Below are 13,912 nucleotides of genomic sequence, written 5' to 3'. Positions count from 1 at the left end.
CATCGGTATGGCCATTTTCTTTAGTTATAGGTCATTTAATCGGGTGGTGCAGCTTACCATTAGAGAATAATCGAACACGGTCCCGTTGTTCAAGGAAATTTATAAACTATTCAGATAGTTGAACAACGTTTTAAAAATCGGTTTTAAGACAGTCGACCTGCTTTGAAAACCCATCTACCCGAATGCATTGGCATACTCAACACCCAAATCCATTGTAGAGCAAACCACTGCCCAGGAACGTCATGAAAGGCGTCGTTTTGCGCTGGCTTTGAGAATTTCCACGGGCACTACCGACTCAAGACGCTGCTTGATTTTCGTGCGGTCTTTGACTTCTCCAGCCAATTGCCCACAAGCAGCGTCAATGTCATCGCCCCGTGTTTTGCGGACGGTGGTAACCACGCCCGCCTCGGACAAAATATCCACAAAAGCCTTGATGGCCTGAGACTTTGACTTGTGCAAACCAGACTCGGGAAACGGATTAAACGGAATCAGGTTGAATTTGCAAGGCACCACCTTGGCAATATCCAGCAATTGGCGGGCATGCTCAACCGTATCGTTGACGCCATCCAGCATCACATATTCAAACGTAATGAAATCGCGAGGCGCAAAACGCAAGTACCTCAAGCAGGCGTCAAGCAGCTCTTTCAGTGGGTACTTTTTGTTGAGCGGCACCAAGTGGTCGCGCAAAGCATCGTTGGGCGCATGCAAAGAAACTGCCAGCGCCACCGGGCAATCTTGCGACAAACGATCCATAAACGGCACCACCCCCGAGGTGGACACCGTCACCCGCCGGCGCGACAGACCATAAGCCATGTCATCCAGCATCAATTGCAAGGCTGGAACCAAGGCGTCGTAATTGAGCAAAGGCTCTCCCATGCCCATCATGACCACATTGGTCACCGGTCGCTCTTGCGCGAACACATGGTCGCCCGCCTCTTTCAGCAACACGTTGGCCTTCCACAATTGGGCCACAATCTCGGCGGTACTCAGGTTGCGGGAAAAACCCTGTTTGCCAGTGGAACAAAAACGGCAATTCACGGCGCAGCCGGCTTGGGAACTGACACACAGCGTGCCGCGCCGCTCTTCGGGAATAAACACGGTTTCTACAGCGTCGCCATTGCCGACATCGAACAACCACTTGCGTGTGCCATCTCGGGACTTGTGGTCTGAAATAATACCTGGTGAACGCACACAGGCTTTGGCTTGCAGGTTTTGCCGGAAGGATTTGGCCAGGTCCGTCATGGCCTCAAAGTCTGCGACACCGCCCTGGTGAATCCACTTGGCCAATTGCTTGGCTCGAAACGGCTTCTCGCCCAACGCTGTGCACCACTGCACCAGCTCAGGCACCGAATATTCCAGCAGATTGTCCAAGTTGTTTCCCATGTGCTCGAATGAAAAGCGGGAGCGCCTGCGCCCCCGCCAAATTTACCACTTCGCTTACCAATGCTGCCAGGCGTGTGCAAAGCACCCTGGCCGATGCACCCAAATTAGCGCGCAAACACCTGGGAGGAACGGAAGAAGTAGGCGATTTCAACGGCCGCAGTGTCGGCACCATCGGAACCGTGAACAGCGTTGGCATCAATGCTTTCAGCGAAATCGGCACGAATGGTGCCGGCTGCCGCTTCCTTGGGGTTGGTTGCACCCATTAGTTCGCGGTTTTTGGCAATCGCGTTCTCACCTTCCAGAACCTGGATCATCACAGGACCGGAAATCATGAAATCCACCAGGTCCTTGAAGAAAGGACGGGCTTTGTGCACAGCATAGAAGCCTTCCGCTTCAGCGCGGGACAGGTGAGCCATGCGGGCAGCCACCACCTTCAGGCCTGCGCCTTCAAAACGGGAATAAATCTGACCAATCACGTTTTTTGCAACTGCGTCGGGCTTGATGATGGACAGGGTGCGTTCGATTGCCATGAGGACAACTCCAGAAATGATCGAAAAGTTTGAAAAGATTGAGGAAATTAGCCTTATATTATAGCCCGTCTGTGTGAAGTTTGCTTTGCAGTGTTTTAAAAAATTTCCTCTAGGCCCGTTCACGCGCTTGATTTGCAACTTTTCGCCCCTACCATTACTCTAAATTCACACACAGCCCAAGTTCGCCGATGAGCATGGGCATTGATCAGGGAGTGACTCATCCATGTCTGACTACAACGTAACCTCGTTTGGACGATCCGCGGACACCGTCGTGGTGCAAGACACCAACCGTGTGCTGCGCAACACTTACTTTTTGCTGGCGCTGTCCATGATTCCGACAGCGCTGGGTGCCACCTTGGGTGTTCAGTTTGGCTTCTTCAGGTTGTTTGCGGGCAGCCCACTCATCTCGTTCCTGGTCATGATGGCCGCCATGTTTGGTTTTGTTTGGGGTATTCAACGCAACAAAGACAATGGCTTGGGCGTGGTGCTCATGTTGGGCTTTACATTCTTCATGGGCTTGATGCTGTCGGGCATCTTGTCGGTCGCCCTGCGATACAGCAACGGCGGCTCGATCATCGCCATGGCCTCACTGGGCACCGGCGCTATTTTCTTTGGCTTGGCCAGTTACGCGGCCGTGACCAAACGGGATTTCACCACCATGGGCAAAACCTTGTTTGTGGTGCTCATGATGGTGTTGGTCGCTTCGGTGGCCAACATCTTCCTGAAAATGCCAGCCCTGTCGCTGACCATTTCAACCCTGTGCGTGGGCTTGTTTTCGATGTTCTTGTTGTATGACCTGCAGCGCGTGATGCGCGGCGGTGAAGACAACTACATCACCGCTGCCTTGGCCATTTACCTGGACCTGTACAACCTGTTTGTCAACTTGCTGCAGTTGCTCATGGCATTTGCGGGTGGTGATCGCGACTGATGGTGGGATCAACAGGGGTTTACCACGCGTAAACCTTTGTTGAAAAAGACTTTTCTTGACACAGCGCAACATGAAAAGTACTTGCAATCGGTTTGCAAAAGGCGCAATCTGAAAGCTCGACAGGTCGATATAGTATCGACCGCCAAGTTGGAGAGGCCAGTCTCCAACGTAAACGGGGCCCCTAGGGCCCCGTTTGTTATTCTGCGCGCAGCTCAGTCGCTGCACCCTGCTCCGCTGGCGCCCCGATCGGTACCCAATCGGCCTTGCGCTCAAACACAGCAATCGACTCCACATGCGACGTGTGCGGAAACATATTGATCACCCCCGCCTGTTTAAGCACGTATGGCCCCGCGCAACACAGCACAGCCACATCCCTGGCCAAGGTTGCCGGGTTGCACGATACATACACGATTCGACGAGGCTGATACGCAGGCTTTGCACCCACAATCGCTTTGCAAATTTCAAGTGCCCCATCCCGTGGGGGGTCGATCAACACTTTGTCGAACTGCCCCCAACTCTCCCATTCCGGGCTTTCAACCTCGAACAGGTTGCGAACATGAAACTCGGTTTTGTCCTGAAGGCCGTTGAGCACCGCATTGGCACCAGCTCGATCGACCAAGTCCTGTGAACCTTCAAAGCCCTTGACGAAACGGCTTCGGGTGGCCAAAGGCAATGAGAAATTTCCGAGACCGCAAAACAGGTCCAGTACGCGATCTTCGGGTTTCAAGTCCAATAGCGATACCGCACGACTGACCATGGAGTCGTTGATCCAATGGTTGACCTGGGTAAAGTCCGTGGGCCGGAAACGCATCTGCACACCAAAACTTGGAATGTGATAGGCCAACTCCCGAGGCACATCGGCTTCCAGACGATAAGCCGATGCCGGGCCCTCCGGCTGCAGCCACCAGTCAATACCGTGGGCTTGCCCAAACACGCGCAGCGTATTCAGATCACCGTCCGACAAGGGCTCCAGATGACGCAACACCAGTGCAGTGACCTCATGCCCGACAGCCAGCTCCAACTGGGGAATGCGCGTGTAGATGGACAGCGTCTCCAGCATGCGGCCAATCGGCACCAGCAAGTCGGATATGCGCTTAGGCAGTACATGGCACTCGGTCATGGTGGCCACATAGCTGGACCCTTTTTCATGGAAACCCACCAGCATGCCGCCTTTCTTCTCCACAAAGCGAACAGTGAGGCGTGCGCGGTGGCGATACCCCCAAAACGGGCCCACCATGGGGCGCATCATTTGTTCAGGCTTTTGTCGACCAATGCGCTCCAACAAATCTTCCAATGCACGATTTTTGATGGCCACCTGCGCATCGGGCTCAATGTGCTGAACAGCGCAACCCCCGCAAGTTCCAAAGTGTGGGCACTTCGGCTTGACACGCAGTGCGGACTCGGAAAGCACCTGCCGCGTGATGGCCCTGGCATAGGAGGGCTTGCTTCGCGTGACCTCGGCCACCACGGTTTCACCCGTAATGGCACCATCGACGAAATGCACTTTGCCGTCTACATGGCCAACGCCATTGCCTTCGAGGTCGATGGACTCGACCACCAGCTTCACCTGGACCGGTGCGGCCGGTGTTCTGTTTCTGCTGCGTCCCATGTTGAATTGTTCAATAAAGTGTGAATGGATGGCTTATCGCTTGGGCAGGTAGTCCATGGGATCCACAGGCTTGCCCTGTTTGCGCACTTCAAAGTGAAGTTTGGGTCGATCGGCGTCCGACTGGCCTGCCTCGGCAATTTTCTGGCCTTTGGTTACCGGGTCACCCTCTTTGACCAGCAGTGTTTTGTTGTGGGCGTAGGCGGTCAGCAAATTGTTGTCGTGTTTGAGGATGATCAGGTTGCCATAGCCCCGCAATGCGTTGCCGGAATACACCACCCTGCCCGCCTGGGCTGCCACCACCGGGTCGCCCACCTTGGCCGCAATGTCCAGCCCTTTGCTGCTACCGGCTTTGTAACCCTGCAGCACTTCACCAGGGTGGGGCCAAACAAAGCCCAATGTGGCGGCAAACGGTTTGGGCGGCTCAACCGGGGTGGTCTCAATCACCTTGGGGGCTTCGATGGGCTTTGCACCACCCGCAGGCGCAACCGGGGTGACTTCCACGCCATTGCTGTCCGTCGTGGTGCCTGCACCAGCCACAGCAGGTGCAGAAGAAATGCCCTCCACTTTCAAGCGCTGGCCCACAAAAATTTTGTTGGGGTCGCTGATGTTGTTGGCGCGCGCCAACTCGCGCCAATCCAGACCAAACTCCAGGGCAATTTTATACAGCGTATCGCCCCCAACCACGGTGTAATAGCCGTCCACAGCCTGGTAACCGCCTTCAACATTGCGCGTGGGCAAACGGTCAATCACGGGTGCCGGCTGGTTCAAGGGTACGGATGTACAGGCAGCCAACACTGCAGAGGCCACACCAAGCAGCAACAGGTGACGGGTGTTTTTCATTGTTCTCTTCTCCATGCCATGTCTATACCAAGCGTGGGCTCAGGCGGTGAGCCTAAACCTCACGGGTGCCCTTCAGCAGGGGCACGAATTTAACCAAGTCTTTGTTCTCGCGGTGCCATTTATCGGCGGTCAATCGATCCACCGTGACCAGCACCTGTTTGTCCTGATCGGCCACAGGCACAATCAGCCGCCCGCCCACTTTCAACTGCCGAAGCAGCTCCTGCGGAATATCCAGGCCGGCGGCGGCCACAATAATGACATCAAACGGTGCCAGCGCGGGCATGCCCAAGAGGCCATCACCGTGCAATACCTTCACTTTGGAGACCGCAGCAGCAGCAAGGTTCCGCACAGCCTTGTGATACAACGCCTCAATGCGTTCAATGCTGACCACGCGCTTGGCCAGACTGGCAAACACGGCTGCCTGATAACCACAACCCGCCCCCACCTCCAGCACATTGTCCAGCGACTTTCGACCTTGCAATGCGTATTCCGCAAAGCGGGCCACCGTGAACGGCCGCGAAATGGTTTGCTGGTGCCCAATCGGCAGGGCAGCGTCTTCATAGGCGCGTGATGCAAATGCCTCGTCCACAAACAAGTGACGGGGCACAGCACCCACAACGTCCAACACCTGCTGGTTGGCAATGCCCAGTGTTTTTAACTTGGCCACCAGGTTTGCCCGCGCTCGGTCAGAGGTCAAACTCAAACCACCGATGCGCTCGGGCACGCGGTCCACCTTGCGGGCAGACTGCGGCATCAGCACGGGGGCGGGCTTGAAACGGGGCTTCTGGTCCATGCGTTTACAGCCAGGCCGCCACGGTGTTGATCAGGTTGAAATCACTCAGATCGGCCTTCAGCGGGCTCACAGACACACGCCCTGCCTTGACCGCATAAAAATCGGTACCTGGGCCTGCATCCTTGGCGCTGCCTGGGGGACCAATCCAGTACACCACTTCATCTTTGGGGTTGGTGGTGGGAATGACCGGCTCTGCATGGTGGCGCTTGCCCAACCGTGTGCACTCATAACCCTGCAACTCGTCGTAGGGCAAAGGCGGAATGTTCACATTCAGCAGGCAGTGTTCAAGCCCCTGAGGCTTGTCCAGAAAACGCTCCACAATTTCGGCCGCCACACGGGCAGCACTGTCCAGGTGTGCATAGCCTTTACCAGCCAGCGAAAAGGCAATCGCGGGAAGACCGCACTGGTAGCCTTCCATGGCAGCAGCCACAGTGCCGGAGTAAATGGTGTCATCGCCCATGTTGGCGCCGTTGTTGATGCCAGAAAGCACCAGATCAGGCCGCTCGTCCAGCAAACCCGTGACTGCAATGTGTACGCAGTCGGTGGGTGTGCCGTTCACGTAACGAAAGCCGTTGGATGCCGTGCGAACGGTCAGTGGGCGGTCCAGCGTGAGCGAATTGGATGCACCCGAACGGTCCTGCTCCGGCGCCATCACATCGAGGTGAATGGCTGTGCCGAAGCGCTCAATCAGCGCTGCATGCAAGGCCAGAATACCGGGGGCGCTGTACCCGTCATCGTTGCTGATGAGAATGCGAGGAATGCTGTGCGAGGCCATCACGCGGGCTCCTTGCGGCGAAACACCCAGCGGGTATCGGTGGAGGATTTGGCATCGTATTTGTAACCATCGACATTGAATTTTTTTAGTTTCTCTGCCTCGGTAATGCGATGGTCAATCAGGTAACGGGCCATCAAGCCACGGGCTTTTTTGGCGAAGAAACTGATGACCTTGTACTGGCCATTTTTTTCATCCTGAAACACGGGTTCAATGACAGTGGCTTTCAGGGCTTTCACATCCACCGATTTGAAATACTCGTCTGAGGCCAGATTGACCAACACAGGGTTTTCGCCTTTCAGTTCTTTGTTGAGTGCAGGCGCGATCGTGTCTTTCCAGTAGCTGTACAGGTTTTCACCTTTGGGATTTGGCAAACGGGTGCCCATCTCCAATCGGTAGGGCTGCATCAGGTCCAGAGGGCGAAGAATGCCGTACAGGCCCGACAGGATGCGCACATGCGCTTGCGCAAATTTCAAACCGTCTTCATCCAGGGTTTTGGCATCCAAACCGTCGTAGACATCGCCGTTGAAGGCCAGCACGGCTGGACGTGAATTGCGTTTGGTGAATGTTGTTGACCACTCGGCATAACGCGTGGTGTTGAGCACTGCCAGTTTGTCGGAAATCGACATGAGTTCGCCCAACGCTGCCGGACTCATGGGGCGCAACGTGTCGACCAAAGCCTCAGCCTGCGGCACAAACTGCGGCTTGGTGCTGAGCGTGGTGGACAAAGGGGTTTCGTAATCCAGCGATTTGGCAGGCGACAGTACAACTAGCAACATGGCGCAACTCGGAATGGGGGATGAAACACAAACCGACATTATCGCAGGAAGTGGGGAAGCAAAGGATACGGGCGGACCCGATGGCGGGAAAAACTGGGCAGGGTGAACAGTGTGGTGGCCGCGGGGCGAATCGTGTCGCCCCGCTTTGGCCGAGTCTCCCAGGCTGTCCCTCCCGAAGATGTCTGTTGTACCGCTGGTGCAATCAATTGGATTCAACCCGGTTGGTGGTGAATTGCTGGTTGGCAATTTTCAATTTACTGGATATAATTACAGCACATCACTTCGAGAGTGCCACCATGAAAGGCTTGACCGCTCGCCAGCAAGAAATCCTGGACCTGATTCGTGAACAAATCGCGCAATTTGGCCGGCCGCCCACACGGGCAGAAATTGCCAAAACATTGGGCTTTCGCTCAGCCAACGCGGCGGAAGACCATCTGCAGGCTTTGGCCAAAAAAAATGTGATTGCGCTGGATGCCAGCACATCCCGGGGCATTCGCCTGCTGGGTGACTATGCCGAGGGGCTGGATGAGTTGGCTGGCAAAGCCACCGCAGCGGCTACTTTGGCAGCCAACAAAGCAGCCGACCATCTTGCAGCGCTGGCCGAACAATTCATGCAGCTACCCCTGGTGGGACGTGTGGCGGCAGGCAGCCCCATTCTGGCCCAGGAACATGTTGAAAAACATGTGCCGGTTGACCCTGCCCTTTTTCCTGACAAACCCGATTACCTGCTGAAGGTTCGGGGCATGTCCATGAAAGACATCGGCATTCTGGACGGCGACCTGTTGGCGGTTAAACGCACCACCGAAGCCCGGGCCGGGCAAGTGGTGGTGGCCCGCGTCAACGACGATGTCACCGTAAAACGGTTTTTCAAAAAGGGCCATTCGGTGGAATTGCACGCGGAAAACGCGGAGTTCGCCCCCATCGAAGTGGACTTGCGCAAAGACAGCTTTGCAATTGAAGGCTTGGCGGTCGGTTTGATTCGCCAAGGGCACTTGCACTGACATGCACAGCCTATACGGGGTTTTCCATGTCATCCACACCCAAATTGCCTCTGGAAAACGGCGGCCAGCCAGCCGCCCCCCTGCAGCCTGAACACATTCACCCCGCCCTGTGGCGCGCCCACCAACTGGGCAGCGACACCACCGCCCGCATACCCAGTGGCTTTGTCGAACTCGACCAGCAACTGCCCGGTGGCGGTTGGCCAACCCGAAACCTGATTGAACTGTTGCTGAAACACCAGGGTATTGGCGAGCTGCGTTTCCTCATGCCGGTGTTAAGGCGACTATCGCTGGAAGAACGCAAACTGGTGATGGTGGCCCCCCCACACCTGCCCCTCACCCCGGTGTTTGAGCAATATGGCGTCAACCTGAAACAGCTCACGCTGGTACAAACCAGCAAGCCCCAAGACCGCTTGTGGGCCGTGGAACAACTGTTGCGCAGCGATGCCTTTGGTGCGCTTCTGGTGTGGTTGCCCGAGGACCGGCAGTTGGTCAGCCCAACCACGTTGCGGCGTTTGCAATACCAGTCCAGCCGAAGCGCAGGCCTCAGTTTTGTATTTCGCCCCCTACATGCGCAACACCAGCCATCACCGGCCTCACTGCGCCTGTGCCTGACCGCACAAAGCCCACACCGGCTGCGGGTGCATCTCATTAAACGGCGTGGCCCAGTCATGGAACACCCTTTGAGTATTGCACTGCCCACACCACACAGCGCCCTGCCCGGGCTGATGCTTGAACATGAACTAAACGCCACGATTGGCCCACGCTCACAGGAGGTTTATGGTGCGCTGGATCGCCGTGAGATTCACACCCACACCCCAGGCAAGCCGCAACAAACCCTCTTCTGAACCCTGGGTGCTGCAACGCCAGGCCGAGGTGTACGAACGGATGGCGCGTTTCACCCCAACCATTTGCCTGCGGCAGGATCAACACCAGGCCAACCGGGGTTGGTTGCTGGAAGTGGCCAGTTGCGAGCGCCTCTTTGGTGGTCTGAACGGCTTGCTGAACACAGTGTGGGAAAGCCTGGATGGTTTGGAATACCCGGTCTACCTGGGGCGTCATGCCACCGCCACAGGCGCCTGGTGGATCAGTAAGCACAAAGCCGCTGAACGGCACGCAGATTGGCTAGAGCAGGACACCTGCCCCGCGCTGGACGACTTGCCAGTCCAGGCACTGGATGCCCCATTGCACACCTTGCAAACCTGGGAACAATGCGGCTTCCACACCTTGGCTCAGTTGATGAACCTGCCGCGCGACGGTTTCATCCAACGCTTTGGCAACACCCTGCGAGGGGAACTGGATTCCGGCTTTGGCTTGCAGCACCGAGATGCGCCCGCCTTGCTGGTTCATGCACCCACTGAGTTTTTCGAACAGCGGGAGGAACTGCCTTTTCACACGCAGCAGCACGAGGCCCTGCTTCGGCATGCAGAGCGGCTACTCAAACGACTGGAAGACTGGTTGAACGCCCGGCAAGAACACACCCGGGCTCTGCACTGGACTTTCGAAGAAGCCCATGCGCAGATTGAACTGCCCCTGCGCAGTGCAAACCCCATGCACCAGGCCAAGGATTGGTTGCACCTGTTGAAACATCGTCTTCAGCGCTTGCCGTTCACCGACGATGTGCGCCATGTCCTGCTGCGCTGTGAACACACCGAACCCTGGCAAACCCACAGCTTGAGCCTGTTTCCCAGTGCAACGGAAACCGAAACCCACTGGGACAGCACTTGCGACCTGCTGCGCGCGCGCCTGGGTGAGCAAGCGGTGCTATTTGCACACACCGCACCAGACCCAAGGCCCGAACACAGTCTGCAATTCAAACCCACACCCGCACAGGCCAGCCAACGCAAGGTACCCACCGCATTGCCTGGCAGCACACCACGCCCACTGTGGTTGCTGCCACAAGCACGCGCCGTGCAAGGCGCCCTCCCCAGTTGGACGTTGAACAGCCGTTGGCAATTGCTGTCGGGCCCTGAGCGGGTGGATTACGGCTGGTGGGACAACACCCCATGCCAACGTGACTATTACTGTGCAATGAATCCCCAACGGAGCATGGTGTGGATTTATCGGGATTTGCAGATGGATCCTCCCCAGTGGTACTGGCATGGAGTATTTGCGTGAGTACCGAACAAACACCCCCTGAGTTTGCCGAGCTGCTGTGCACCAGCAACTTCAGTTTTTTGAAGGGTGCATCCCACCCAGAGGAACTGGTGCTGCAGGCCAGCCGCTTGGGTTACCGCAGCCTGGCAGTGACCGATGAATGCTCACTGGCGGGCATTGTGCGTGCCCATGAAGCCGCCCGAGAGCATCACATCCATCTGATTGTGGGCGCTCAGTTTGAACTGTCCAGCAGCGGCGAGTTTGCCGGTCAACGTTTTGCATTGCTCGTCAAAAATCGCGAAGGCTACACGCAGTTGTGCAGGCTCATTACACGAGCCCGAACCCGTGCAGACAAAGGTCAATACACCATCACCCACCGCGACCTGGCCACCCCCCTGCCCGGCCTGCTGCTGTTACTAATCCCGCGAGAGCACAATAAGGCGGGTTTCCCGGTTTTTCTGGCGTGGTGCAGCAGCCGGTACACCGGCAGAATCGGTATTGCAGCACACATGGCCCAGCAAGGTTTTGATGCAGCCTGGACCACCCAACTGCGAACGTTGGCTGGCCTATACCAATGCCCGGTGCTGGCCAGCAATCGGGCCGTGATGCATGCGCCCGACCGAAAACCCCTGCACGACCTGCTGACAGCCATCCGCTGCAATGGTAGCTTGCAGGCTGTGCGCAGCAAACTGCTGCCCAACAGCAGCCGAAGCCTGCACACCCGTACCCAATTGGCGCAGCTTTACCCGACGGACTGGCTAGACAACACCCTGCAATGGGCAGCGCAATGCAGCTTTTCCATGGACGAGCTCAAATACCAGTACCCTCGGGAGGTTTGCCCCGAAGGCCTGAGCCCAACAGAGTACCTCCGGGCACTGGTCAAACAAGGGGCTGGACAACGCTTCCCCAACGGCATCCCCCCCTCTGTTCAGGAACAGCTGGACCACGAACTGCGCTTGATCGCTGAGCTGCAATACGAGGCTTACTTTCTGACGGTGCATGACATTGTTCGTTTTGCTCGCAGCCAGAATATTCTGTGCCAGGGGCGAGGATCCGCCGCCAATTCAGTGGTGTGTTACTGCCTGTACATCACCGAAGTCAACCCGGCCGACATGGCAGTGCTGTTTGAACGCTTCATCAGCCGTGAGCGCAATGAGCCCCCCGATATTGATGTGGACTTTGAACACAGTCGGCGAGAGGAAGTGATCCAGTACATCTATCGCAAGTATGGCAGGCACCGTGCAGCCCTGGCGGCCAGTGTGGTGGTGTACCGCCCGCGTTCAGCCATTCGGGATGCCGGCAAAGCCTTGGGCCTGTCGCCTGAACTGATTGAACAGATTGCCACCTCGCAAGACGGCGGATACAACCGGGTGATGAACCTGGAGCATGCCCAACAGGCTGGTTTGGATACACAGGACCCTGTGGTGCGTCGCTGCCTGTTTTTTGCAGAAGAGCTGCTGCGCTTTCCCAGGCATTTGTCGCAACACACGGGTGGCTTTGTCATAGCCCGGGACAATCTGGATGAATTGGTCCCGGTTGAAAATGCAGCCATGGCGGAGCGCACCGTCATCCAATGGGACAAGGACGACTTGGATGCCATGGGCTTGATGAAAGTGGATGTGTTGGCCTTGGGGATGTTGAGCGCCATTCGGCTCACACTGGATGAGCTGCAGCACAAGCCTGGGGCGCCCAAGACGTTGCAAGGTATTCCTGCCGAGGAACCCGAGACCTACCGCATGATGAGCCGGGCCGACACCATTGGTGTATTCCAGGTGGAAAGCCGGGCCCAAATGGGGATGCTGCCGCGTTTGCGGCCCGAGAAATTTTACGACCTGGTGATCCAGGTGGCCATTGTGCGGCCAGGCCCTATTCAGGGTGGCATGGTGCACCCCTACCTGAAACGTCGTCAAAACCCGGCTGCCGTGAAATACCCGTCAGAAGACCTGAAAGCTGCGTTGAAGCGCACCTTGGGTGTACCCATTTTTCAAGAACAGGTCATGCAAATTGCCATTCTGGCGGCTGGGTTTTCACCGGGTGAAGCCGACCAGCTTCGCCGCGGCATGGCCGCCTGGAAACGGCGTGGTGGCCTGCACCACTTTTACGATCGCGTGGTGGGCGGGATGCTGGAACGCGGATACACCCGCGAATTTGCCGAAAGCATTTTTCGGCAAATGGAAGGCTTTGGTGAATACGGTTTTCCGGAAAGCCATGCCGCCAGTTTTGCCAAACTGGTTTACATCTCTGCATGGCTCAAATGCAACCACCCGGATGCTTTTCTGTGCGGTCTGCTCAATGCGCAGCCCATGGGCTTTTATGCCCCCGCCCAACTGATTCAAGATGCCCAACGGCATGGCGTGCACGTACTGCCTGTGGATGTACAATGCAGTGGCGTCGACAGTCACCTGGAACACCCAATAACCCGTGACGACCACGCCCGCTCACGGCTGATCAACAACCATTGCTTGTATCCGGTACGCCTGGGGTTTAACCGTGTCAACGGCCTGAAACAGGCAGCAGCACAACGCATTGTGGAAGCCCGGCAAGCCGGTCGCTTTCACAGTGTTGAAGACCTCAGCAAACGCGCCCAATTGGACCGCCGCGACCTACAAGCATTGGCAGACGCCGATGCACTGAAAGTGTTGGCCGGGCATCGACGGCAGGCTGTCTGGCAAAGCGCGGGCTTGGACCACCACCGGGATTTGCTGCAACAAACACGGCAAACCGAGACGACCGTGACCTTGCCACCGGCGGGGGCTTTGCAAGACATGCTGGCGGATTATCGATCACTGGGTGCCAGCCTCGAGCACCACCCCATCGCATTCTTGAGGATGCATTTGAGCAAGCACCGCATACAGCCCATCAGCACTTTGAAAACCTATCCCGATGGTCGACTGGCCAGGGCCTGTGGACTGATCACCCACCGTCAACGCCCGGCCACAGCCAAAGGCACTGTGTTTCTAAATCTGGAAGACGAAACCGGACATGTGAATGTGATTGTTTGGAATGACCTGGCCGAACAGCAGCGACACATATTGCGCAATGCCACCGTGATGGGTGTGTTTGGTGTTTGGCAACAGCAGGGGGAAGTGGTGAGCCTGCTGGCCAAAAAGCTGGTGGACTACACGCCACTGCTGACCGAACTCACCGTTCACTCCCGGGACTTTCGCTAGTCCCGGCATCGAC

12 protein-coding genes are annotated in these 13,912 nt (G+C 56.7%); 5 read left to right on the top strand and 7 right to left on the bottom strand.

The window, feature by feature from the left end; translation table 11 throughout:
* Positions 1–240 precede the first annotated feature (240 nt).
* Positions 241–1,383: a dual-specificity RNA methyltransferase RlmN gene (gene rlmN / locus NQT62_RS05235; RefSeq protein WP_256763608.1), complete on the bottom strand. Its 1,143-nt coding sequence runs from the start codon at positions 1,381–1,383 to the stop codon at positions 241–243.
* A 104-nt stretch (positions 1,384–1,487) separates the two neighbouring features.
* Positions 1,488–1,913, bottom strand: a complete 426-nt coding sequence (ndk, locus tag NQT62_RS05230) for a nucleoside-diphosphate kinase (RefSeq protein WP_256763607.1) — start codon at positions 1,911–1,913, stop codon at positions 1,488–1,490.
* A 223-nt stretch (positions 1,914–2,136) separates the two neighbouring features.
* On the opposite strand from ndk, the gene NQT62_RS05225 reads away from it, so the two are divergent.
* Entirely contained in the window at positions 2,137–2,841 is a 705-nt protein-coding gene (locus NQT62_RS05225; protein ID WP_256763606.1) for a Bax inhibitor-1/YccA family membrane protein, read from the top strand.
* 196 nt (positions 2,842–3,037) lie between these two features.
* Here NQT62_RS05225 and rlmD read toward each other — a convergent pair whose 3' ends face one another.
* From rlmD to yaaA, 5 genes are read right to left on the bottom strand one after another with little or no spacing between them, the layout of a single operon-like run.
* Entirely contained in the window at positions 3,038–4,450 is a 1,413-nt protein-coding gene (gene rlmD / locus NQT62_RS05220; protein WP_256763605.1) for a 23S rRNA (uracil(1939)-C(5))-methyltransferase RlmD, read from the bottom strand.
* 33 nt (positions 4,451–4,483) lie between these two features.
* Positions 4,484–5,290 carry a peptidoglycan DD-metalloendopeptidase family protein gene (locus tag NQT62_RS05215; protein WP_256763604.1) on the bottom strand — a complete coding sequence of 269 codons (807 nt, stop codon included), beginning with the start codon at positions 5,288–5,290 and terminating at the stop codon, positions 4,484–4,486.
* 52 nt (positions 5,291–5,342) lie between these two features.
* Complete coding sequence (locus tag NQT62_RS05210) at positions 5,343–6,083, bottom strand: protein-L-isoaspartate(D-aspartate) O-methyltransferase (protein ID WP_256763603.1); 741 nt, start codon at positions 6,081–6,083, stop codon at positions 5,343–5,345.
* 4 nt (positions 6,084–6,087) lie between these two features.
* Positions 6,088–6,858 carry a 5'/3'-nucleotidase SurE gene (gene surE, locus NQT62_RS05205; RefSeq protein ID WP_256763602.1) on the bottom strand — a complete coding sequence of 257 codons (771 nt, stop codon included), beginning with the start codon at positions 6,856–6,858 and terminating at the stop codon, positions 6,088–6,090.
* Positions 6,858–7,631, bottom strand: a complete 774-nt coding sequence (gene yaaA / locus NQT62_RS05200) for a peroxide stress protein YaaA (protein ID WP_256764411.1) — start codon at positions 7,629–7,631, stop codon at positions 6,858–6,860. The genes surE and yaaA overlap by 1 nt, the downstream gene beginning before the upstream one ends.
* 299 nt (positions 7,632–7,930) lie before the next feature.
* On the opposite strand from yaaA, the gene lexA reads away from it, so the two are divergent.
* Genes lexA through NQT62_RS05180 form a run of 4 tightly spaced genes read left to right on the top strand, consistent with a single transcriptional unit; the run spans position 7,931 to position 13,899 of the window.
* Positions 7,931–8,635: a transcriptional repressor LexA gene (gene lexA / locus NQT62_RS05195; protein ID WP_256763601.1), complete on the top strand. Its 705-nt coding sequence runs from the start codon at positions 7,931–7,933 to the stop codon at positions 8,633–8,635.
* 26 nt (positions 8,636–8,661) lie between these two features.
* Positions 8,662–9,480: a translesion DNA synthesis-associated protein ImuA gene (gene imuA / locus NQT62_RS05190; protein ID WP_256763600.1), complete on the top strand. Its 819-nt coding sequence runs from the start codon at positions 8,662–8,664 to the stop codon at positions 9,478–9,480.
* Complete coding sequence (locus tag NQT62_RS05185) at positions 9,431–10,750, top strand: DNA polymerase Y subunit UmuC family protein (protein ID WP_256763599.1); 1,320 nt, start codon at positions 9,431–9,433, stop codon at positions 10,748–10,750. The genes imuA and NQT62_RS05185 overlap by 50 nt, the downstream gene beginning before the upstream one ends.
* Positions 10,747–13,899 (top strand): error-prone DNA polymerase, encoded by a 3,153-nt coding sequence (locus NQT62_RS05180; protein WP_256763598.1) that lies wholly within the window; start codon positions 10,747–10,749, stop codon positions 13,897–13,899. Before NQT62_RS05185 ends, NQT62_RS05180 begins: the two co-directional genes overlap by 4 nt.
* Positions 13,900–13,912 lie beyond the last annotated feature (13 nt).

Origin of the sequence: Limnobacter humi (assembly GCF_024518835.1) — a bacterium.
In the GTDB taxonomy this organism is placed as follows: domain Bacteria; phylum Pseudomonadota; class Gammaproteobacteria; order Burkholderiales; family Burkholderiaceae_B; genus Limnobacter; species Limnobacter humi.
Note: the sequence above shows the minus strand (reverse complement) of the source record. Positions and strands in the feature narration are given on the sequence as shown.

Excerpts from the sequence above, each read along its gene's own strand:
- rlmN (WP_256763608.1), bottom strand. The coding sequence starts at position 1,383 with ATGGGAAACAACTTGGACAATCTGCTGGAATATTCGGTGCCTGAGCTG.
- ndk (WP_256763607.1), bottom strand. The coding sequence starts at position 1,913 with ATGGCAATCGAACGCACCCTGTCCATCATCAAGCCCGACGCAGTTGCA.
- NQT62_RS05225 (WP_256763606.1), top strand. The coding sequence starts at position 2,137 with ATGTCTGACTACAACGTAACCTCGTTTGGACGATCCGCGGACACCGTC.
- rlmD (WP_256763605.1), bottom strand. The coding sequence starts at position 4,450 with ATGGGACGCAGCAGAAACAGAACACCGGCCGCACCGGTCCAGGTGAAG.
- NQT62_RS05215 (WP_256763604.1), bottom strand. The coding sequence starts at position 5,290 with ATGAAAAACACCCGTCACCTGTTGCTGCTTGGTGTGGCCTCTGCAGTG.
- NQT62_RS05210 (WP_256763603.1), bottom strand. The coding sequence starts at position 6,083 with ATGGACCAGAAGCCCCGTTTCAAGCCCGCCCCCGTGCTGATGCCGCAG.
- surE (WP_256763602.1), bottom strand. The coding sequence starts at position 6,858 with ATGGCCTCGCACAGCATTCCTCGCATTCTCATCAGCAACGATGACGGG.
- lexA (WP_256763601.1), top strand. The coding sequence starts at position 7,931 with ATGAAAGGCTTGACCGCTCGCCAGCAAGAAATCCTGGACCTGATTCGT.
- imuA (WP_256763600.1), top strand. The coding sequence starts at position 8,662 with ATGTCATCCACACCCAAATTGCCTCTGGAAAACGGCGGCCAGCCAGCC.